Raw genomic sequence first — 21,265 nt, 5'->3', positions numbered from 1 at the left:
CGCTTAGTTTAATTGAACTAAATCAGCGGGAATAAGTATGGAAATTGATGATCAGGTAAAAACTAAAATAAATCTGATTAATTATAACGGGGCATGACAACGGGAAATCTCATGATCAAAAATACAACAAGTCACCACAAGCTTAAGCGTCTTAGTTTATGTGTTATTGCGGCTCTATCACCTCAGCTCGTGCAAGCTGAGCAAACAAAATCAGACGATGAACAAATCGAACGAATTAGCATCGTAGGTTCTAATATTAAACGCTCCACAGATATCGGTACATTACCAGTTACAACATTGTCAGAAAAAGACATCGAAAACACAGGAGCTGTGACAGGTGATGAACTTTTACGTTCAATTCCTCAAATCGGTGAAGTTAATTTTGGTGGCGCAACAGGTAACGGCGGCGTAAACGATGCACGCGGCGATGTATCTTCAATTAACCTAAGAGGCGTAGGCACAGGTAATACGTTAACTTTACTTAACGGTCGTCGTTTAGTAAATCACCCAGGTACACAATCAGAAAACTTTGTTCCAGTTACTACTGTTAACTCCAATACACTACCAGTTGCTGGTTTACGCTCTCTTGAAGTTTTACGTGATGGTGCTGCTGCTATTTATGGTTCTGACGCCGTTGCAGGTGTTATCAACTATAAACTAAAAGATGACTTTGAAGGCAATCGTATCAGTGTTACTTATGGAGGCTCAGAAGGTACACCACTTGATGAAAAAACATTTAACTTTTTAACTGGTTTTGATGTAAACGGTGGGAAAACACATATCACTGCATCTGCGACTTATTACGAACGTAATGGCATGATGGCAAGAGAACGAGACTATTCTGCAAGTCATGACTTACGTGAATACCCAACATTGCCAGAAGATTTTATTGGCGATACGCAATTAGATAACCGTACAACAGCAACACCTTGGGGTGACTTTCAATCTGATGAACTAGGGCGTTTTCACTTACAACCAGATTCTCAATCAGGCTGTGTAGTAGATTTATCAGGTGGCGTATGTGCTGATAGCGGCAGTTTCCCACGAGATAATCGTTATGATCGTGGCCCAGATCGTTCATTAGTATCTGATGTTGATCGTTTAAATTTTTATAGTTACATTACGCATGACTTAGGTAATGATTTAGAACTATTTGGTGAAGCAATTTACTACAGTGCGACAGCCGAAAGACTACGCGAACAAACACCTAACTTAACAGCGCAAAGATTTATGATCTCTGCCGATGCTGCATTTAACCCATTTGGTGAAGAAGTTAAAGTACGAAGCTATCGTGCAATTGATACTGGCCCAAGAAATGTAGAAGTGGATGATAAAAGCTACCGTGCGCTAGCTGGTCTTCGTGGTGTAACAGGAAATTGGGATTGGGAAACTGCAGCCTTTTACTCAGCAGCCGAAACTAATGATATGGCAAACCGTATCCATGCAAGTAAATTCCAACAAGCAATTAACAGCACTGATCCAGCAAATGCTTACAATATTTTCACCGGTGGTGATGTAAATAATCCAAATACTGGCGATACCAGCTTAAATCCACAAAGTGTGATTGACCAATTTATGGTTGACGTAACACGTGATTCTAAAACTAGCCTAGCTTCAGTAGATTTTAAAATGAGTAATGGCGAACTTTGGGATTTACCAGCCGGTTCTGTTGGCCTAGCAATGGGCCTAGAATTTAGACATGAAACTTTTGAAGATGACCGTGATGAATTATTAGATGGCAGCAACCCATTTATTGACCAAATCACAGGTGTTGAATTATCTGGTAGTAATGTACTTGGTAGTAGCCCGACACCTGATTCAAAGGGTGATCGTGATGTTGCATCTGCATTTGTAGAAGTACTAGTGCCGCTTGTTGATAACGGCGACCACTATGTTGAATTACAAGTTGCAGCAAGATACGAAAATTTTTCAGATGTGGGTTCAGCATTAAAACCTAAAGTTGCATTGTTTTGGGAGCCAGCTGACTGGATGAGCGTTCGTGCTTCATATGCAGGTGGTTTTAGAGCCCCAGGTTTACCACAAGTAACTGCTGAAGCAGTACCACGTAGTAATAGCTTGTACGACCCAGTTTTAGATAAAAAGTATGCAATTGTTGATGTAAGAAGTGGTAATACAGATTTAACACCAGAAGATGATACAAATATCTCTCTAGGCTTTGTATTCCAGCCGTCAGATCAAATGACAATTACACTTGATGCATGGAGAATTGAGCAAGAAAACCTAGTAGGGATTTTACCAGGCTCATCTCATTTACTTTATGATTCATTACTTCGTTCAGAAGGTTCATCTAACGAAAACGTAATTCGTGATCCAGATACCAAAGAAGTTGTTCAAATTAACAATACTTATCAAAACCTTGATAAAAGACAAATAGAAGGCATTGATTTAAGTCTAACTTACGATTGGGAAACAAATTTTGGTGATTGGGAATTCACACTGAATGCAGCTAAATTAACTAAATTTGAGCAAATCCCTGATGGTATTTCAGCTCAGTTATTAATTGCACAAGAAGCGGGAAATCCTGCAGTACCAGCTGATCAAGTTGTTAAAAATGTGGGTGACTTAATGAAGCAAAACGGTCGTCCAGAGCTACGAGCTCGTGCATCTCTTAACTGGCGCATGGAACAATGGGGTTCAGGTATCAGTACTAGCTATGTAAGTGAAGTAGAAGACTCAAGTACAACAGCTACAATTGATGATGAAGTAGTTAAGTTACCAGTAGATAGCTACCAAACTGTTAATTTTTATGCTGACTACCGATTTAAAGGTAAATCTGTACTTAATGACAGCAAATTACGTGTAGGTGTTCGTAACTTATTTGATGAACAGCCACCACTTGCTGACGAACTTGGTTACGGTTACTTTGGTGGGCTTCACTCAAATAGAGGTCGTTACTTCCACATGAGTTTCAGTAAGTCTTTCTAGTCATAATCTTATAAATCGGGTCTATATTGAGGCCCGTATTTTTTAAACTTAATACCAATCGTATCAATAAACATAATTATAAAGAGCTTAATTTTATGAAACGTATTCTTTTCCTAGGGCTGTGTGTAATTTCAAGCTCTGCATCACTAGCATGTGACTTTTCAACAGTTAAGTTTGAGCATGATTTTGCAGCAGCAAGATTAGATGAATGTAAACAGCTAAATGATTCAACATATCAACTAACTTTAATTCCTGAAAATACGCCTATTAATGATAGCCCTTGGTATGCTTTTAAAGTTATTGCAGACAAACCGGCTGATATTAAAGTGATAATGAAAGTTGAAGATGGCAATCACAGATATCCACCAAAAATCAGTCAAGATGGGCATAATTGGCAACTACAAAAATATAGACTAAGAAAAAATGTAATGTCATTTCACTTAAAAGTAAGTGAAAAGCCGACTTGGATTTCAGCGCAAGAAATTTTAACCAATGAACAATACTATCATTGGGGTAAGAACTTAGCACAACAGCAACATATCAGCCAAGAAGTGCTTGGCAAGTCTACACAAAAACGTCCAATTTATAAAATTGAAACAAAAGGTGAAGGTAAAGATTGGTTAGTGATATTAGGTCGCCAGCACCCACCGGAAATCACCGGCGCTTTAGCGATATTTCCATTTACAGAAACACTACTTTCAGACTCAGAATTAGCACAAAAATTTAGAAAACAGTTTAACGTATTGGTGATCCCAAATCTTAACCCAGATGGTGTTCAATTAGGTAATTGGCGTCATAATGCTAACGGCATTGATTTAAATCGTAGTTGGAAAAATTTTGATCAAATAGAATCAAAAATTGTTGATAACTACTTAACATCACTTGTTGATAATGAACAAAAAATGCGTATGGCTGTTGACTTTCACTCAACTAAAAAAGATATCTTTTACACTATGCCATCAGATTACGGTATGCAGCAACCATACTTAGTTGAAACTTGGCTCAATAGCTTAGATAAAGCATACCCAGATTTTAAAGTGATACAACAACCAGGAAATAACCCTGGTAAAGGTGTATTTAAGCAATATTTTACTGATAAATATAAAGCACACGCGATTACCTATGAAATGGGTGACAATACAGATAGAAAGTTTATCAATACTTTAGCTGTAAGTGCTGCAAATACTTTAATGACCACACTGTTAGAAAGCGATCCGGTAACAGGAAAATAATATGAGGTTACCTAAGGCAATTAAAAGCTCTCAACTATCGGTTGCTATCGTTTTAAGTTTAAGTCTTATGGCATGCACTGATAGTGCGCTGTCAGCTAAATCTCCTGATATTGATTTAGAGCTTAAAGTAGATGTGTTGATAAAATCCGGCACTGTCTACACAGGAAGCAATCAAAAGGCGCAAAATTTAGATATTGCAGTTTGTAAACAAATTATATGTGGAATTTATGCATCTAATAGCAAAGAGATCAACGCAAATAAAGTCATAGATGCTAAGGGTAAAATTGTTAGCCCAGGTTTTATTGATGCCCATACTCATTCACTTGAAGAGTTAATGAGTAAAGACAAAAATAGTAATCTCAATTATTTAACCCAAGGCGTTACTACAGTTGTAAATGGCAATGATGGTGCTGGGCCAGTCGATTTTATAAAAGCTAAACAGGCACTTGAACAAAATGGCATAGGTACAAATACCGCGCTATTAGTTGGTCACGGTAAGTTAAGAGCCCAAGTGATTGGCAGAGCAGAGCGCTTTGCTAAACCTGATGAAATTGCGCAAATGAAAGCATTACTCAATACTGCAATGCAGCAAGGTGCAATCGGTTTATCGAGCGGCTTATACTATGTGCCAGGTGCTTTTGCTAACACCGAAGAAGTTGTAGCGCTTGCAAAAACGGCAGCTAAATACAAAGGCATTTATGATACCCATTTAAGAGATGAAAGTACCTTTAATATAGGCTTTAAGGCAGCAGTGTCTGAAGCGATTGATATTGCGAAATTAGCTGATATACATCTACATATTGCTCATATTAAAGCTTTAGGTGTTGATGTTTGGGGACAAAGTGAAGATGTCATCAAACAAATTGAAACAGCACAACAGCAAGGCATTAGTATTTCAGCAGATCAATATCCATGGCAAGCATCGGGTACTATGTTAACAAGTGCAGTAGTACCTAAATGGGTGATGGCTGACTCTAACGCTAAGTTTCATCAAAGACTAAAAGATGATGCGCTTTTACCTAAAATAAAATCAGAAATAACAGAAAATATTCGCCGTCGTGGTGGTGGTGAGGCTTTATTAGTGACTGTTACTGAAGATCAAAATTTAGTAGGTAAAACACTTAAGCAATTAGCAGCTGAAAAAGGTTTATCTGAAACTGATACGGTAATTGAGCTAGTACAAGGACCTCAAATTCGTGTAGCTTCATTTAACATGTCATCAAATGATATTGAAAACTTTATGGTTAAACCTTGGGTTGTTACATCATCAGATGGTACAAACGGGCACCCTCGCAAATATGCAAGTTACCCTAAAAAGTATCGCCAGTATGTAAAAGAACAAAAGTTACTAACCTTAGGTCAGTTTATTAAACAAAGCAGTACACAAACTGCCAAAATTCTAAACTTAAAAAAACGTGGTGAAATTAAGCTTGGTCATTATGCTGATATTATTGTATTTGATGAAAATAACTTTTCTGACAATGCTAATTTTCAAAAGTGGAATGTATTATCAAGTGGTATAGAAACGGTGTTAGTTAATGGCGCTGTCACCATTGAAGATAGCAAATATACAAAAGTACTCAATGGTAGAGTAGTGCATTAAATTTTTAACCCTAACAAAGGAGCCTAAGGCTCCTTTTATGTTTATTGCTTCATACTTGCTTTCCATTTTCTCAATTATATTAAAGTAGAGATTCAACTAAACCGTCAGGAATCAGGGATAACCAGCAATTGCGCTTATTCAATACTTTCCTTCTTAATTCTTTTTCAATTATTCTAGTCGAACATTTTATTTCAAAAGCAATGTATTGCTGCACCGTATTTTTAACCTCGCTATAAACATGTTATATTCACAAAGTTTAAAATTTAATCCGTATTAGCTCCGTACATTTGCAGTTTGGCCGTTTAAATCTTATACTAAGTTTAATTACGGAATTACTCCGTACGGTTGGAGGTTTTATGGCTACTGCAAGACTTGATATCCGTTTGGATGAAGAAATCAAAGCTAAGGCTGAGAAAGCATCAGCTTTACTTGGTTTAAAAAGCTTAACTGAATATGTTGTTCGTCTAATGGACGAAGATTCAACTCAAGTGATTTCTGAACATGAAAGCATCACTGTTGAAGCAAATGTATTTGACCAATTCATGGCTGCTTGTGACGAGGCTAAGCCTCCGAATAAAGCATTACTTGAAGCTGCTGCATTTACTAAAAATGGTGACTTTAAGTGAGTTATTCCAAGACTTTTAAAGAATTGGATAAATCTCAGCACGATAGAGCATCATTTGACTGTGGCGAAAAAGAGTTAAACGATTTTATCCAAACTCAAGCTGCGAAACATATGCAAGCAGGTATTAGCCGAACCATGGTTTTACCTGCTTCAGCGCCATTACCAAATCAAAAATATCCAATTTGTTCGTTTTATAGTATTGCGCCAAGTTCAATTAGCCGTGATACGTTGCCACAAGCGATGGCTAAAAAATTACCACGCTATCCAATTCCTGTATTTCTTTTGGCTCAACTGGCTGTTCATAAAGAATTTCATGGAAGCGGGCTAGGTAAAGCCAGCTTAATCAAAGCTCTCGAATACCTTTGGGAAATTAACTCTCACATGAGAGCTTATGCCATTGTTGTTGATTGTTTAACTGAGCAAGCTGAATCATTCTACGCAAAATATGGTTTCGAGGTTCTTTGTGAAATAAATGGTCGTGTAAGAATGTTCATCCCGATGAAAACCGTTGGACAATTATTCACTTAGACCGTAAGAGAGAATATATCAATCGCATCAACACGATTTGCTACATTCAGCATTGTCAGTTTGCCTTTAGTTTTAGTGATTAAGGCGTTAAACATCCGATTCAGTAATTAAAGATTTGAGGAGTTTTTAGCTTCTTTTTTTATTTTAAAAACTTAGTGAAAACTATACTTTAAATTGTTTTAACATGTCCGTAAGTTGATTGCTCACATCGGTTAAGTTATTAGCCGCTTCCTCGATACTATCAACTACGTGATCAGTTTCTTCTGCTCCTCCTTTTATCACTACCAAAGAATTTGAGAGTTCTTCGCCAACAGTTGACTGCTGCTCAGCGGCTATTGCTATATGGAGATTAAGATCACCAATACGCTCAATATATTCATGTATATTGTGAATACCTTTTCTAACTTCTTCTGTTAATCCATCACCTTGCTCACCTTTGTCTTTACATAAAGCCATAGATTTCACAGTTTCTTCACTACCTGTACGTAATTCATCTAACATAGTTTCAATTTCGTGGGTGGATTCTTGTGTTCTTTGAGCTAAAGTTCTTACTTCATCTGCTACGACAGCAAAACCTCTACCTTGCTCCCCAGCTCTTGCGGCTTCGATTGCAGCATTCAGGACCAGTAAATTAATTTGTTCTGCAATGCTTTTAATAACATCTAGCACTTGTACTACTTTATCGCTATTTTCAGACAAATTACTTACTTGAGTAGATGCTAGTTGAATGCTTTCAACCAAAGCATGAATTGCCGTACTAGCTTTAGACATAGATTCACGATTTTGATCACTTGATAAACCTACATTCTCAGTCACACCTTGTGTTTCGCTGGTATTTTCTGCCACCTATTTTGAAGAAACTGACATTTGATGCATAGCTGTAGCGACTAGATCTATCTCTTTAAGTTGGTTGTGTGTTTGTTCATGTGTAGCTGCAGCATTTGTCAACAATTGTTCTGAAGAAGTGTTTATTTTATTTGAGACTTCAGTAAGTTCACCTATGATTTTAGATAAATTAACTCTTTGCTTTTCAATGCTTTGTAACATTGAATTAATTTTTCCTAATACATGCTCAGAAATAGGGTGACTTAAATCTCCATGAGCAATCAGTTGTACTTCTTATTCAGCGGATTTAAACCCTTTTTTTAATAGAGAAACTAAATGATAGGTCACAAGGATAGAAACAATTGTAGATAAAATTAAACTAATAATAATACTGACCACTAAATCTTCTTCATGCTTTAATGTTAATTTTATCGCTTGATCTGTCAATTCTTCTATATCAAATAATAGCTTTTCACTACCATGTGTTAGTACCTCAGCCTCATGTTCTATATCTTGTTCAATAGAAATAACAGTTTGAAGATCCCCAGATAACAGTGAATTAAGTGCTAACTGGCTATGTTCAACCCAAATTTTATGCGTATCCTCTAATGATTTAATATCTTTTAATAATTTATTAAATTCAGTTTTACTATGTTCCTCTAAATCAGGATCATCTATAAAAGTTGCGAGTAATACTTCTATCTCTTTCATTTCTTTTGAAACTTTATTGCCTAAGGTATTAAACTTATTAATTGTTTCATTGACTTTTTGTTCTGCTTTTACTTTTAATAAGGGGTTTTGAAGCTTTAAGCCTTCTTTGAACGCTTTTTCATATAAAATCTCTTGCTCCAGCTGGTGTTCAACCATCAAAGTGATCCCTTTAGTTAATGGCATATCTTTTTCAGAAATATTTTTAATTTCATGGCCAATACTAGCAACTTGTAAATCAGCATAAATTCCAACGCTTAATTGTAAGGTAAGTAATACACCTGATAATAATAAAATTAATTTAACAATTGTTATTTTCATCATTTAATCCTAGTGCTAGAAATAAGCCCAATCACTTGGTAAATTATAGCTATAAAGACTTTTATAACTTAGTTTTAGCTAACAAAATACAAATTATCAACTTAAACATAATGGGAATTAAACAGATAGGTTTATTATGAAAACTGTTGTTTATTTATTGCCTGGCACGATGTGCAATGAGCTACTTTGGCAAGATTTAAAGCACTTAATCAGTGAAGAAATAACCTTAAAGCATATTGCGCTGCCATCAGCAAAAACGCTAGATGATATTACTAATGCCTTGCTAAATATACTGCCTAACAATAAGGTATATTTGATCGGATTTTCACTAGGAGGATATATTGCCAGTAACTTTGCTGCTAATTATCCTCATAGAGTTCAGAAACTATTTATAATCTCAAATACAGCATGTGCCCTTAATACAAATGAAATCAATCAACGTAAAGAGTTACTAGCTAGCTTAAAACGGTTTGGCTACTCAGGCATAAGCCGTAAAAGAGCAATGAACTTGTTAGACGATGACCATAAAGATGAACGTTTAATAAATACAATTATAGAAATGGATAAACAATTAGGCGCAAGCGTTTTTTTATCTCAAATAGAGGCTACAACAAAACGTTTTGATTTATCTCAAAAACTCATTAACACGAAACTCAGTATGACGTTTTATTATAGTGAACTTGATAGCTTCATAAATACAAAATGGATAGCTGAACTTTCTAATAATAATGAAGATTTAAAAATGATAGTACAAAGCGGTAAAGGCCATATGTTACCTTTAGAACAGCCTGTATTATTAAAAAGCTATATAGAAACTTGGCTGCAGGAATAAGCTTTAGAATTACTTTAAAGTTTAATAAGCATAATCAAGAACATAAGTATAAAATTAACAATCATTAAACAATGAAAACATATGAAAGAACTCAGAAGGGTTACATTTAATTACAGATATGCAATAATATTTAATATAAAAGGATTATTAATGGAATGAACGATTTAAACCTAGCCAAATTATAATAACAGCAGGTAAACAGTGATTTCATTAAAAACAATTTTTTGCATTATTTATATTCTTCTCTTATTCCCCAATCTAGCGCTGGCAGAAAAAATCAAAGCAGCAGTTTTAAAAGATGAAAATTTCCAGCAGAGATATCAACAAATATTAGGTAAATTAAGCCCTTTAGAAATCGAAGAATTCACACCCAAGTCCGATGGTTCACATCTTGAGATCATTGAAATGATCATTTTACAACAAGCCTTACATTTAGGTTGGCTAAAAGAACCTATTATATTTGAACCACATGATATGGCTAATTTAGGTGAAATAGCCCCTATAGTTGACGGCACAATATTAATGTTTGGCCGCAGTATGTGGCTGCAAACCAGCGTAGATTATCAAGGCTCATTATATATCTCAGAGCCAGTTATAAAATATGGCGAGTTCGAAGCGGGACTTTATTACAATATCGCAAATAAAGATTTAAAAGAGAAAGGTATTGATGACTTATCTAAATTAAAAATAGTTGCTAATCCTCGCTGATTAGCTGATTGGCGCGCACTTTTAAATAGCCCTATGACTATGGTTAATTTTATCGGGCCATGGAAAAACATGCTAGCTATGTTAGATGCTAATATCGTTGACTTAATGCTAGTTAACTTCAGTGTTAGTAATGATTTAAATATGACTTTTAAAGATAAACAGTATCAACCAATTAATAATTTAAAAGTTGCTTTACCAGATTCTAGACACTTTGTTGTAAGTAAAAGACACCCAAGAGGAAAATAAGTTTTTGAAGCATTACAAAAAGGTTTAGCAATAATGAGAAAATTAGGAAAAATAACAAAGCTTTACCAACAAGCGGGTGTATTAAATTCTAAAGTGAAAGATTGGGATATAATCAATAAACAGATGTTAGTCCTATGATGCGATTTGTTTTAATTATCATTTTTGTAACTTCACCTAGCTTGAGTTTTGCTCAGCAAAACTTCATTGAATTACAACAACGCTACCTCAATCTTTCATTAAAAAATAAACTATTATCATCATCGGTTTTATTACCTGATCTGCAAGTCTTTATTTCACAAACATCAAATGATATCGAAAAAGTAGCTGCATTACAGATAATGTCGGAAATCTATTTAGAATATGATTCATATTTTGAAGCGATTAAAGCTTTAGATGATGCCGAGCAACTTGCTAAAAAATTAGATAGTACCACTAAAGCAAGCGTACTGTTATCACAAGCAAAACTCAGCCTTGCGCTTGAGAAGTACAATGAGGCGATAGATCAAGTTAATAAATGTATTGAAGCAACGAAAAACAGTAATAAATCTTTATTTGTAAAATCTTTGATATTAAAGGGCCGTTTATTTTATTACAAAGGTAGTTTTCGTCAATCTATTAAACAGTTTTATCTAGTGAAAGGCCTAGTTGCAAAAAACACCCGTTATTTTAACTTAGCGTCGATTTATAGCGCCCAAATCGCATTAGAATTAGGTGATAAACAACAAGCGAAACAGGTTTTAGATGGCATTGAACTAACATCTTTAAATTTATTATCTGAGGACAAACAGCTCGTGTATCAAGTGATATTAACCCGTTTAAATATGCAAAGCGTTCATTTTAAAACGGCAATAGAACAAGGGAAAAAATTATTAAATTATACCCTTGGAACACGGTTTTTAAATTTACAAGCACAACTACAATATATCTTGTCAAAAGCATACTTACAAGCGGATGACTATCAACAAGCATTTCTATATTTGCAACGCTACACATTAACCACCAATGCACTGGCTTTAAAGAAAAGAAACAACAAGTTATTACAACTGGAAATAATACATAACCTAGCACGAAAGCAACAACGTATTGTGTTGTTAGAAAAAGAGTCAATTTTAACCAAAGCAAAGCTAGCAAAACAAGCATTTGAGAAAAAACAACTACAAAGTGAGCAAGAAATACAATTTAGGAAATGGCTGTTATTGAGTATTTTAGCCATCATTATTAGCCTGATTTTGTATTACTTATGGCAAAGAGACAAAGTATTCAAACGCTTAGAAACCTTAGTTAAAACCAGAAGACAAGAGTTAGAAACTAAAAATAGATTATTAGAAAAATTAAGTAATACAGATAGTTTAACAGGCTTATATAATAGGCATTATTTGCATGCAACAATAGATACTGAACTTGCTAATGTGCGACGAAGATTTTATAAAGGCCAGGAACAACAGTATCTTGTCGCCATGTTAGTCGATATAGACTATTTTAAAAACATAAATGATAGTTACGGTCATACAGTGGGTGATACTGTATTACAACAAGTCAGTAATACCCTTAAAAATAATATAAGAGGTTCAGACTTGTTAGTGCGTTGGGGTGGAGAAGAGTTTTTAATCATTTTAAAAGAGTGCGAACTTAAGCAAGTACATAGTTTTGCTGAGAATTTACGTAAAAATATCGAAAACAAAACTATCACTATAAATGGTAATACAGATCAGAAAATTAAGCTCACATGCTCTATAGGGTATTCACATTATCCTTTTAATGAAAATCAACGCAATGCCTGGGTCGGTTTTACATTCAATAAAATATCTAATTCACCAGAACAAGTGATCAGTGATATCAATACTGCGATAAAAAACCAAGAAGTTAATGTTAACTCAAACATTAAAAACGAGATTAAGTTTAAGTAACTCTAGATTTAAATATTATATTATTTAAAAAGGGGTCGGAGTTAATTTATTTAGGTACAAACAAATTATTACTTTTAAAAAATAGTGTTCACAAGCATTTATAGATGGACGGGATTCGAATTAAAAAAAGAGCACTACTGAATGTAGGAGCAATGCTCTGCCAGGGAATACAAATGTGTTTTAATTGTAACCTTTCACAAAACGGCTTTCGTCTTGCTCTGAGTTATCAACATTTATAATTTTCATATACTTACCTTATTAAAAATGGTGAGGTTATGTCCTTATACACCTCACCCTAGGAAGTTAAAAGGTATAACTTGCTGATGCGTACATAGTACAGCCAAGTACGTCTACATAACGCGGATCATAACCAACTTGGTGGCTACCCGCTGAGCGTAAAGTTAAAGGAGGTGCTTTATCAAAAAGATTATTAATACCAAAATTAACATTTAAGTTATCATTGATATGAAACTTAGTTACGTAATCTATTGTTAGATATGAAGGCACATTCAGTTGTGTACCACCAGCGTATCGAGTAGAAATATCATCTGCTAAACGTATACGAGAACTACCGGCTGCCCAAAACTTATCTAGATAACCACTTTTGTAATTTACATTAAAGCTATGACTAAAATCACCATGACTCAGTGTATTTGTCAGACGGACCATATTTCTAAAAGTTACTTCATCATCAGTACCGTATTTACCTAAGCTAGAATCAAAAATATCATCTTCACCAACGCGCAATGTTTCGTTTTCAATGATATAAGTTCCACCTAATACCATTTTGTAATTTGCAAAATCAAGTTCAGTAGATGATTCAATTTGCCAATCTATACCTTCATTATGGGATTGACCCACGTTTACAGCTGCTTGGTTTATTGCTAAAACATCGCCTTGTTCACCTTCGTCGTAAACTGTTAAGAAAAGATCTCTATATTTTTCAGGGTTAGTAAATATTTGCTCATCTGTTAAACGGTCAACTTGGTTTTCAAGATTAACTTGCCACCAGTCTATACTCAGACTAAAGCTATTATCTGGTGAGTAAACAAAACCAACAGACTTTTGCTCAGATGTTTCAGGTTTTAACTTATCATAACCTTGCTGAAAAACTTTATACTGAAGAGGCTCTGAATAACACGCCGCAGCAAGTGGATCTGATGCTGAAAATGGACAAGCCCAAGAAGACCCAGTTACACCTACTTCTGAAATTGGTTCAGCGATTTCTCTCATTGATGGCGCTTTAAATCCTGTGCCTATTGATGCTCGAATTAAAAATTGATCACTAGGCCTATATGCTAAGCTCACTTTATAAGTTGTATCATTAACTGAATCATTTACTTTTTTATCTGAAGTTCTCAAATCATCAGTTACACCACCGATACTGTCATACCTAATAGCGGCTGTTACTTCAAGATCGTCAACTACAGGAATAATTGTTTCTGCAAATACACCATATGTTTCTCGCGATAAATCATATTCTTGTGTTGCTTCTTCAAAAAGGATCACTTCAGCATTATTAGCATCTGAGTTAAAACGGCTATATGCAGATGCTCTGTAATCAAAACCTGTGCCTAAATAGACTTCACCAGCTGGTAATTCAAAAATAGGCATTGATGCTTTACCTTCAAATGCAAGGCTAGAAGTTTCTTGAGTAGTCCAAAGGCCACTATACATAGTACTTTTAACTGCTTGGTTTGCTTCATCACTTAAGTTATCCCAAGTATCAAAAATATTTACCGCTCCTGATTTAAGCAGTGACATAAACTCGTCTTCAAGGGGATAGCCTGTCATTCGGGTAACATTTCTATCAGTTGTGGCATAAGTTACTGCAAAATCATAAGATATATCTTCAAGATCACCGCGTAACCCCATTACAAAATGTGTGGTATCTACAGCAATTTCATCGGTACGGTTACCACCCGGACGAGCACGCCAAGCTGCTTTAACAGTTGTTAGGCTATCAACTTCTGCTTGAGATAAATGTGGTATTACATTTTCTTGAATAATGGCTGAATCAATAGGTAAAACAAAGCGACCTGTAGGATAAGGTGCAATTCTTGATGTCATATCATACTGAGAAAAAGATAATGTTGAGAAAAACTCCATAGAATCGGATAGCTCAACAATACCTTGCGCGAAAATATTATTACGTTCTGATTCAGGGAAAATTTCAAGCGTTTCAGTAAAGTCATACGCACACGTAGTGCCTTCTGACACATTTTTATCAGCACAATCACCGTGCTCAGCAGCATAAGGATTAAAGCTACGACTTGAACCGTCCGAGAAAGATAAATAAGCATTGGCAGGGATCGCATTTGTTGAGGTACGTAAGAAAACAAGATCAGTATTATTATGGGTAAATGCATTAATACCCGTATTAGCAAACTCTCTGTCTGAAGATTTTAGCTGCGCTTGTTTATCATGACTTAACGACAGCATGAAGTTATAACCATCAGAGTTTAAATCACCGAAACCGGTACTTATGCTAAAGTTACTACTTTGTCCACCTTGTTCTTGTGGTCTATCATATCTAGCTGTTACATTTGTTTCGTTAATATCTTTTTTAAGGATAAAATTAATAACACCAGCAATTGCATCTGACCCATATAAGGCTGATGCGCCATCAGTTAATATTTCAACACGCTCAATGGCCGCAAGTGGAATTGAATTTAAATCTACCGCACTACTTGAGTCTTGGGTTGCCATACGACGGCCGTTTAACAAAACTAAAGTATATTGATCACCAATATCACGTAAATTGGCAGTTTGATGTCCGCCGCCGCCGCCGCCAACAGAATCGCCAGCTGTAGTGAAACCTTGCATTGATGGAATTTTAGCAATTAAATCGGGAACACTTGTTACCCCTGAGCTCTCAATATCAGAACGAGAAATATTAGTGATAGGTAGTGCACCTTCAATGTCTGTTCTTTTTATACTTGAACCTGTGACTTCAATTCGTTCAATTTGTTCAACTGACTCACTTTCAGCAGAGAATGCATTTAACGATATGAAACTCATTGATGCTGTTGAAATGGTTATTGCAATTTTAACTGCACTGGCAAGTTTATTTTTTATCATGACGGTTCCTTGAAACATTGTTTTATAGTTGTTAATTCAGTAGCAGTTACCCCCTAGGAAATAACTTCATCTAAAGTATCGAATTAAATTGAGTGAAAGGGTGCAAGTTACTAATTATTAACACGGTAAATTAGTGACTTTTTTAACAAATATTTAAAATTTTAGTGAATAAAACTCATCAAATAACCTTATGATAGCGCGACAAATTAGGCCGTTTTTTAATGAAGTAATGATTCGATATTTATCTAAGGTGGGTATTTATTCACTATCAAATTCAATTTAAAATTTAAATAACTGAAATTAATACATATAATAATTATCGTTAATTTAAATTATGGAAAAACTTGCATAATCATTATTTAACCTGTTAAATTGTAAATAAGATGAAAATGGAATATTTCAAAAAGGTAAGCGGATAGAGTTAAAAATAAAAAGCGAGTAACTAATGAAACTTAAACGCAATAATAAAATACTAATTTCTACCTTATTTTTATTTCCAATGATCGCCCATTCTGCAACTTGTGGTATTAAAGAAAATATTGATGCTATTTGTTTTGCTGATGAACACCCAGAAGCTTTTGAACGCACAAGGCCTGTTGCCAAGATGTTTATTGATAAAGGCAATGGTAATTCTGGATCTTGTACTGCATGGCGTGTAGGAGCTGGAGATTTAATGATGACCAATTATCACTGCTTTGAATGGGATATATTAAGCATTGATTCACCAGAGCAAAAAGCACAAAAAATAAATGTCAAAATGCCAAATATTACACTGGAATTTAATTACCAAAATGAGACTTGTGGTGTAATGGAAACAAAAGACTCCCTATTTTCTCGTGTTACTTCTGTTGGTGCAAAAGAGCTCGTTGCCTTTAACGATGATCTTGATTTTGTTTTATTTAAAATAAAAAACCCAGAATTAGTTGAAGAGTTTGGTCACTTTGGCTTAGATATTTCTCCAATAACACAACGTAAACAAATCTTCATTCCACAACATTCTAATGGCGATCCTAAGTTGCTTGGTCTTCAAAGCGATCATCCTAGTGATGATGGTTACTGTCATATGTATATAAATGATCAGGATGCTACCAAAGTAAATTATTACTGTGATACTCAAGGTATGGGCTCTGGCTCACCAGTTGTTAATTATGCAAATAAAAAAGTAACTGCATTACACTTTTGGGGCAGTGATGATCCAAATTGTGAAACAGATACAAACTCTGCACACCAAATGTCATCAATTTGGCCTTTAATATCTTCTCATTTTAATAATGAAGTACCACAAGGTGATTTGGTATATGATCCAGGAAATGGTGGTACGACACCACCAGATAATGGTAGCGGAACTCGCATCGCATTTGATGAAAATAAAACAGTTTCAGGTTTAGCATCGAGCGTCCAGTTATTTTCATTAGATGCGCAAAACGGATTAGATACAATCATAGTGAATACATCTGGTGGGACTGGTGATGCTGATTTATATATCAAGTTTGGAGCAGATGCATCTTCTAGTAATTATGATTGTAAATCAAGTACAAGTACTAATAACGAAACATGTAGTTTACCTGCACAAATAGGCAATTATAGTATTGCAGTCAAAGGATATTCTGACTTTGCTAATGTTAACTTAATAGTAACGAGTACCACATCAACAACAGAGCCTGAGCAAGGGCAATTAAACAATGGCTCTGTCGTTAGCGCCATAAACTTAGCTAAAGATGAAACAAAACAATTTTATATAGATGTACCTGCAGGACAGAATCTAGCGGTGACTTCATCTAGCGGTTTAGGTGATACTGATTTATATGTCAGCTACGAAAATATACCGACAACATCAAGTTTTGATTGTCGTTCATGGAATAGTGGTAATACCGAAAGCTGTGAAATTACAAACACTAACGCAGGTCGTTATTACATTTTACTTTCAGGTTATAAAACTTCTGAAGGTATTAGCTTAAAAGCACAATATTGATTTATTTTGACTAGATTTTTATAAATATCATTTTTTATAGGCCATCATCTGATGGCCTTTTTTTAATAATTAAACCAAACTGACATAATTACACTTTGTTGATTGTAATTATTACATATACCTGTATGTTTACGGGGACTAAGGATGAAAACTGGAAAGGGATAACACCTTGATAAAGTTTTTAATGATATCTAACTTTTGGAGCTCAATGTGTATAAAGCAATTTTCAGTGTATTATTTTTATTTACTTGTGCAACTTTTGCCAACGAAAAAGAAGTATTAACAGTGGATAGAATCATATCGCATAATATTGAACTGGCATTTGACAATGATACAAATGAAAAACCTAAGCTAAGTGAATTTCAATTAGTGAATTATATTGTTATGAGTAATGATTTAGGTGAGCGCTGGGCCGTGGTAACCATAAAAAATCAAGCAAGCGGTAATCGTATTCTAGAAAATGATCATTTAATGGCGCTATTTGCCAATGGAAAAAGATCAAATCCCGCTCACTTAAAAATCAATTTTGACGCAAATGAAACAAAATCATTAACAATTTCATTTGGTGAAAATAAGTTTCCATTACTATCGATAAGTGTCAGTTCTTAATCTAAAAATAAGTTATAAATGGAAGCTTACAATGGATTTATCAGTTTTAACCATGTTTATTCCCGCTTGTATTGCATTAAATATGATTCCTGGACCTAACAATTTACTGTCAATGAATAATGGACAAAGGTTCGGGTTTAAATATGCGTTAACTGCAGGCTTCGGCCGAATATTCGCCTTTATAATAATGATGTTTTTTGCTGCAACAGGATTGGCAACTGTGCTGTATGCTTCAGAAACATTATTCTTAATAATTAAAGTTGTCGGCGCCGGTTATTTGTTTTGGATGGCATTTCAGCTTTGGCATTCAGATGTTGTAAATATAAAGCAAAATATTAAACAACAATCTTTGTATCAGCTTTTTAAACAGGAATTTTTATTAGCCGCTGGTAATCCCAAAGCAATTTTGATTTTCACCGCCTTTTTACCACAATTCATTGATATCAAATACCAAGCAAACTACCAGTTTTTAATTTTAGGTATCATATTTTTAATTTTTGAACTGTTTGCAATCGCTGTATATGCCTGTTTTGGTATGTTTTTAAGTGGTTGGTTTTCAAATTCAAATGTCAAAAAAATATTTAATCGATTATGTGCAGTGCTGATCACTGGATTAGGCGCTGGCGTATTATTAAGTAATGAAAAATAACTAGTCACATACAAAAACCAAAATACAACTTGAGGACACTATGATAGTAGAAAAACAAGCTAATTTAATAGAAGAAAATAAAAATAGAAATGAAGCATTAGCGACTGAATTACATTTTGAATTATTAAAACAATATGCATGGTTAGCGTCTTCTATTATTGGTGTAATTGTTATTCTAATACAGTTAAAAGTTGTTGAAATAGATAGATATGTTTATGTTTCAATACCCTCATTAGCGATATCAATTTTTATCAGTATCATATCACAAGATAAAATAGTTGATTCTCTATCAAAAGGTGAGACTATTTATTGTATTTCTAAGTCAATTAAAGTGATGCGGTTTTGCGCATTAGGTTTGTTGTCATTTGGTGCTGGCTTTTTTACTGCGGGATTAGTATAACTAGATACTGAAAAAAGGCTCTAAAAGAGCCTTTGCTTAGACAACAATCTCAAAGGAAATTGTTTTTCAGGATACGGTAAAAGCTGTTATATTAATATTTCACACTCAAGCTGACATCAGAAAAAGCTTTATAGCTATTTAGTAAAATAGAGTACTGTCCTGCAGATACGTTTGTTAGTTCACATATCTCTTCATTACCATTTTTAAAAGGGCGACAATCATAATTAGATTTTGATGCTTCACTATTAAACTTTACATATAAATCTGCATCTCCAGTACCACCAGACATAATAAAGCTAACAGGTGTATTTGCAGGTACATCTATAAAATAGGCAAGGCTTGTATTTGAGCTTAAGCCAGATATAACATCACCATTGTTTAGTTGTCCTTCACTAGGCGGGTTTACTATATCCCCCTTAATATAACTTGCTGTTAATTCGGTATTTTCAAAAGAACTATAGGCAATTACAGTGACATGATAAATGCCTGGTTGTGGATTATCTATAGTACACATTTCTTCATTGCCAAAACCAGCGGAACGGCAGTCATAATCAAAGTTACTCGCCTCAGATGAAAATTTTATATAAAGATCGGCATCACCTGTGCCTTGTTCCATTATGACTTCAAGGCTAGCGTGATTTGCTGGCACTTCAATTGTAAATTTTAATTCAGTACCTTTATCTGCTGAAATGATTTGGCTAATGTTGTTTTGTAAAACATTATTCACAGGACACATTTGCGGATCTGTATCACATGTTGCTGGTGGACAATTACCTGTATCTTCACAACTTGTATATTCATTACCAACATAAAGTAGTCGGTTAGGAGAGCCATTCGTGGTTTTAATTATATCTTTAACAGCGCGGTTTATTAATTCAGACTTAATTTGACTCGGAGTCAATGTTGGATTTTCTTGTAACAATAAAGCTGCGGCACCTGCAACGTGAGGAGATGCCATAGACGTTCCACTCATTTTTGTTGTCCAACTTTTCCAATGCGTAGACATAATTTGATCACCAGGTGCCAAAATATCTACACAGCTACCATTATTGGTGAATATCCATTGATCATCCATATCATTTGTTGCGCCAACTGTGATAACAGAATCCATTCTCGCAGGGGATTGGTTACACGTATCTGTCATATCATTACCAGCCGAAGTGATTACAGAAACACCTGAGTCTATTAAGTCCTGAATTGCGATCTCAAACCAGTCTAATTCTGGACCAGAAGCGGTATAACCTAAACTCATATTGACTACAGCCGGTTGGCCTTTTTGAATCGCGTCTTGTTTTATAAAATCGATAGCAGCTAAAAATGACTCAACAGAACCCGCACCACAGTTATTTTTAAAAGGTCTTATCATCACTAAAGTTGCGTCTTTTGCGACACCGTATTTTTCACTGCCCACTGTGCCTAAAACATGGGTACCGTGACCATGACAGTCGAACGCATCATTTGTATTGTTATAAGTGTCTTTTGTATATGCAACACGTCCAACTAAATCAGGATGATCTACTTGTACACCTGAATCCATAATATATACAGTAACACCTTCACCTGTAAATTGAGGCTGATAACTATCATCTAATGGCATATGTAACTGATCTATTCTATCTAATCCCCAGCTCAATACTGAATTAGTTGATTGTGTATTGTTCTGTTCACTCATATTTGGAAAAACAATGTCTTGAGCGGGTGGAAGCGCTATTTTCTTAAATGAATTTTCGATTACAGCATCTATTAATGGGTGGATTTGTATTCTAACTACGTCTTGTGCTGTCGCTTTAATTGTTCCACCAAAAAAAGCGGAATGATATATACGGTCAAATTCGATACCAAAATGATTTGTAATTTGATCTGCAGTGCTTTGATTATAGTGTCTTTTAGCTTGCTCATTAAAAGACAATACGCTTGGAGATTTAAACTTTACAACATAGCTTTTTATTTCTTGTTGATTGATTCGCTTTGATGTATCAAGTGTACTCGATTGATTTAATTGTGCAGATACATTAAATGTAAATGCACTTGTTAGTAATAATGCTGTTAAATTCTTATTCATAAATATGACCT

18 protein-coding genes are annotated in these 21,265 nt (G+C 34.8%); 13 read left to right on the top strand and 5 right to left on the bottom strand.

Annotated features, from left to right (window positions below; all coding sequences use genetic code 11):
* Positions 1–111 precede the first annotated feature (111 nt).
* From PSA_RS23395 to PSA_RS23375, 5 genes are all read left to right on the top strand, one after another.
* Positions 112–2,946, top strand: a complete 2,835-nt coding sequence (locus tag PSA_RS23395) for a TonB-dependent receptor domain-containing protein (RefSeq protein ID WP_042149231.1) — start codon at positions 112–114, stop codon at positions 2,944–2,946.
* Positions 2,947–3,041: 95 nt separating this feature from the next.
* Positions 3,042–4,178: a M14 family metallopeptidase gene (locus tag PSA_RS23390; RefSeq protein ID WP_042149227.1), complete on the top strand. Its 1,137-nt coding sequence runs from the start codon at positions 3,042–3,044 to the stop codon at positions 4,176–4,178.
* A 1-nt stretch (position 4,179) separates the two neighbouring features.
* Positions 4,180–5,781 carry an amidohydrolase family protein gene (locus PSA_RS23385; RefSeq protein ID WP_052380139.1) on the top strand — a complete coding sequence of 534 codons (1,602 nt, stop codon included), beginning with the start codon at positions 4,180–4,182 and terminating at the stop codon, positions 5,779–5,781.
* 356 nt (positions 5,782–6,137) lie between these two features.
* Positions 6,138–6,407 carry a DUF1778 domain-containing protein gene (locus PSA_RS23380; RefSeq protein WP_042149224.1) on the top strand — a complete coding sequence of 90 codons (270 nt, stop codon included), beginning with the start codon at positions 6,138–6,140 and terminating at the stop codon, positions 6,405–6,407.
* Positions 6,404–6,934, top strand: coding sequence for a GNAT family N-acetyltransferase (locus PSA_RS23375; RefSeq protein WP_042149222.1), 531 nt, complete (start codon positions 6,404–6,406; stop codon positions 6,932–6,934). The genes PSA_RS23380 and PSA_RS23375 overlap by 4 nt, the downstream gene beginning before the upstream one ends.
* A 162-nt stretch (positions 6,935–7,096) precedes the next feature.
* On the opposite strand, the gene PSA_RS23370 is transcribed toward PSA_RS23375, so the two are convergent.
* The 3 genes from PSA_RS23370 to PSA_RS23360 form a co-directional block, all read right to left on the bottom strand.
* Entirely contained in the window at positions 7,097–7,780 is a 684-nt protein-coding gene (locus tag PSA_RS23370; protein ID WP_042149219.1) for a methyl-accepting chemotaxis protein, read from the bottom strand.
* Positions 7,781–7,981, bottom strand: coding sequence for a hypothetical protein (locus PSA_RS23365; RefSeq protein WP_042149217.1), 201 nt, complete (start codon positions 7,979–7,981; stop codon positions 7,781–7,783).
* Positions 7,982–8,053: 72 nt separating this feature from the next.
* Positions 8,054–8,788 (bottom strand): hypothetical protein, encoded by a 735-nt coding sequence (locus tag PSA_RS23360; protein WP_042149213.1) that lies wholly within the window; start codon positions 8,786–8,788, stop codon positions 8,054–8,056.
* A 136-nt stretch (positions 8,789–8,924) separates the two neighbouring features.
* Between PSA_RS23360 and PSA_RS23355 the strand changes: the two genes are divergently transcribed.
* The 4 genes from PSA_RS23355 (at position 8,925) to PSA_RS23345 (ending at position 12,481) form a co-directional block, all read left to right on the top strand.
* Complete coding sequence (locus tag PSA_RS23355; RefSeq protein ID WP_042149210.1) at positions 8,925–9,620, top strand: alpha/beta fold hydrolase; 696 nt, start codon at positions 8,925–8,927, stop codon at positions 9,618–9,620.
* Positions 9,621–9,821: 201 nt separating this feature from the next.
* Positions 9,822–10,328: a hypothetical protein gene (locus PSA_RS23350; RefSeq protein ID WP_052380138.1), complete on the top strand. Its 507-nt coding sequence runs from the start codon at positions 9,822–9,824 to the stop codon at positions 10,326–10,328.
* Positions 10,329–10,397: 69 nt separating this feature from the next.
* Positions 10,398–10,574, top strand: a complete 177-nt coding sequence (locus tag PSA_RS25650) for a hypothetical protein (RefSeq protein ID WP_157575830.1) — start codon at positions 10,398–10,400, stop codon at positions 10,572–10,574.
* A 134-nt stretch (positions 10,575–10,708) separates the two neighbouring features.
* A complete protein-coding gene (locus tag PSA_RS23345; RefSeq protein WP_042149207.1) occupies positions 10,709–12,481 on the top strand; it encodes a GGDEF domain-containing protein in 1,773 nt (590 codons plus the stop codon).
* Between the two features lie 303 nt (positions 12,482–12,784).
* On the opposite strand, the gene PSA_RS23340 is transcribed toward PSA_RS23345, so the two are convergent.
* Complete coding sequence (locus PSA_RS23340) at positions 12,785–15,562, bottom strand: TonB-dependent receptor (protein ID WP_042149205.1); 2,778 nt, start codon at positions 15,560–15,562, stop codon at positions 12,785–12,787.
* Positions 15,563–16,007: 445 nt separating this feature from the next.
* On the opposite strand from PSA_RS23340, the gene PSA_RS23335 reads away from it, so the two are divergent.
* From PSA_RS23335 to PSA_RS23320, 4 genes are all read left to right on the top strand, one after another.
* Complete coding sequence (locus PSA_RS23335) at positions 16,008–17,534, top strand: PPC domain-containing protein (RefSeq protein ID WP_042149200.1); 1,527 nt, start codon at positions 16,008–16,010, stop codon at positions 17,532–17,534.
* 210 nt (positions 17,535–17,744) lie between these two features.
* On the top strand, positions 17,745–18,143 hold the full coding sequence (locus tag PSA_RS23330) for a hypothetical protein (protein WP_042149198.1): 399 nt from the start codon (positions 17,745–17,747) through the stop codon (positions 18,141–18,143).
* 31 nt (positions 18,144–18,174) lie between these two features.
* Positions 18,175–18,792, top strand: coding sequence for a LysE family translocator (locus PSA_RS23325; protein ID WP_042149196.1), 618 nt, complete (start codon positions 18,175–18,177; stop codon positions 18,790–18,792).
* A gap of 40 nt (positions 18,793–18,832) precedes the next feature.
* Entirely contained in the window at positions 18,833–19,192 is a 360-nt protein-coding gene (locus PSA_RS23320) for a hypothetical protein (RefSeq protein ID WP_042149193.1), read from the top strand.
* Positions 19,193–19,283: 91 nt separating this feature from the next.
* On the opposite strand, the gene PSA_RS23315 is transcribed toward PSA_RS23320, so the two are convergent.
* A complete protein-coding gene (locus PSA_RS23315; protein WP_052380136.1) occupies positions 19,284–21,254 on the bottom strand; it encodes a S8 family peptidase in 1,971 nt (656 codons plus the stop codon).
* Positions 21,255–21,265: the final 11 nt, after the last annotated feature.

It is taken from the genome of Pseudoalteromonas sp. '520P1 No. 423' (assembly GCF_001269985.1).
Classification (GTDB): domain Bacteria; phylum Pseudomonadota; class Gammaproteobacteria; order Enterobacterales; family Alteromonadaceae; genus Pseudoalteromonas.
Note: the sequence above shows the minus strand (reverse complement) of the source record. Positions and strands in the feature narration are given on the sequence as shown.

Excerpts from the sequence above, each read along its gene's own strand:
- PSA_RS23320 (WP_042149193.1), top strand. The coding sequence starts at position 18,833 with ATGATAGTAGAAAAACAAGCTAATTTAATAGAAGAAAATAAAAATAGA.
- PSA_RS23380 (WP_042149224.1), top strand. The coding sequence starts at position 6,138 with ATGGCTACTGCAAGACTTGATATCCGTTTGGATGAAGAAATCAAAGCT.
- PSA_RS23360 (WP_042149213.1), bottom strand. The coding sequence starts at position 8,788 with ATGAAAATAACAATTGTTAAATTAATTTTATTATTATCAGGTGTATTA.
- PSA_RS23340 (WP_042149205.1), bottom strand. The coding sequence starts at position 15,562 with ATGATAAAAAATAAACTTGCCAGTGCAGTTAAAATTGCAATAACCATT.
- PSA_RS23315 (WP_052380136.1), bottom strand. The coding sequence starts at position 21,254 with ATGAATAAGAATTTAACAGCATTATTACTAACAAGTGCATTTACATTT.
- PSA_RS23345 (WP_042149207.1), top strand. The coding sequence starts at position 10,709 with ATGATGCGATTTGTTTTAATTATCATTTTTGTAACTTCACCTAGCTTG.
- PSA_RS23335 (WP_042149200.1), top strand. The coding sequence starts at position 16,008 with ATGAAACTTAAACGCAATAATAAAATACTAATTTCTACCTTATTTTTA.
- PSA_RS23390 (WP_042149227.1), top strand. The coding sequence starts at position 3,042 with ATGAAACGTATTCTTTTCCTAGGGCTGTGTGTAATTTCAAGCTCTGCA.
- PSA_RS23385 (WP_052380139.1), top strand. The coding sequence starts at position 4,180 with ATGAGGTTACCTAAGGCAATTAAAAGCTCTCAACTATCGGTTGCTATC.
- PSA_RS25650 (WP_157575830.1), top strand. The coding sequence starts at position 10,398 with ATGCTAGCTATGTTAGATGCTAATATCGTTGACTTAATGCTAGTTAAC.
- PSA_RS23325 (WP_042149196.1), top strand. The coding sequence starts at position 18,175 with ATGGATTTATCAGTTTTAACCATGTTTATTCCCGCTTGTATTGCATTA.
- PSA_RS23365 (WP_042149217.1), bottom strand. The coding sequence starts at position 7,981 with ATGTTACAAAGCATTGAAAAGCAAAGAGTTAATTTATCTAAAATCATA.
- PSA_RS23395 (WP_042149231.1), top strand. The coding sequence starts at position 112 with ATGATCAAAAATACAACAAGTCACCACAAGCTTAAGCGTCTTAGTTTA.
- PSA_RS23355 (WP_042149210.1), top strand. The coding sequence starts at position 8,925 with ATGAAAACTGTTGTTTATTTATTGCCTGGCACGATGTGCAATGAGCTA.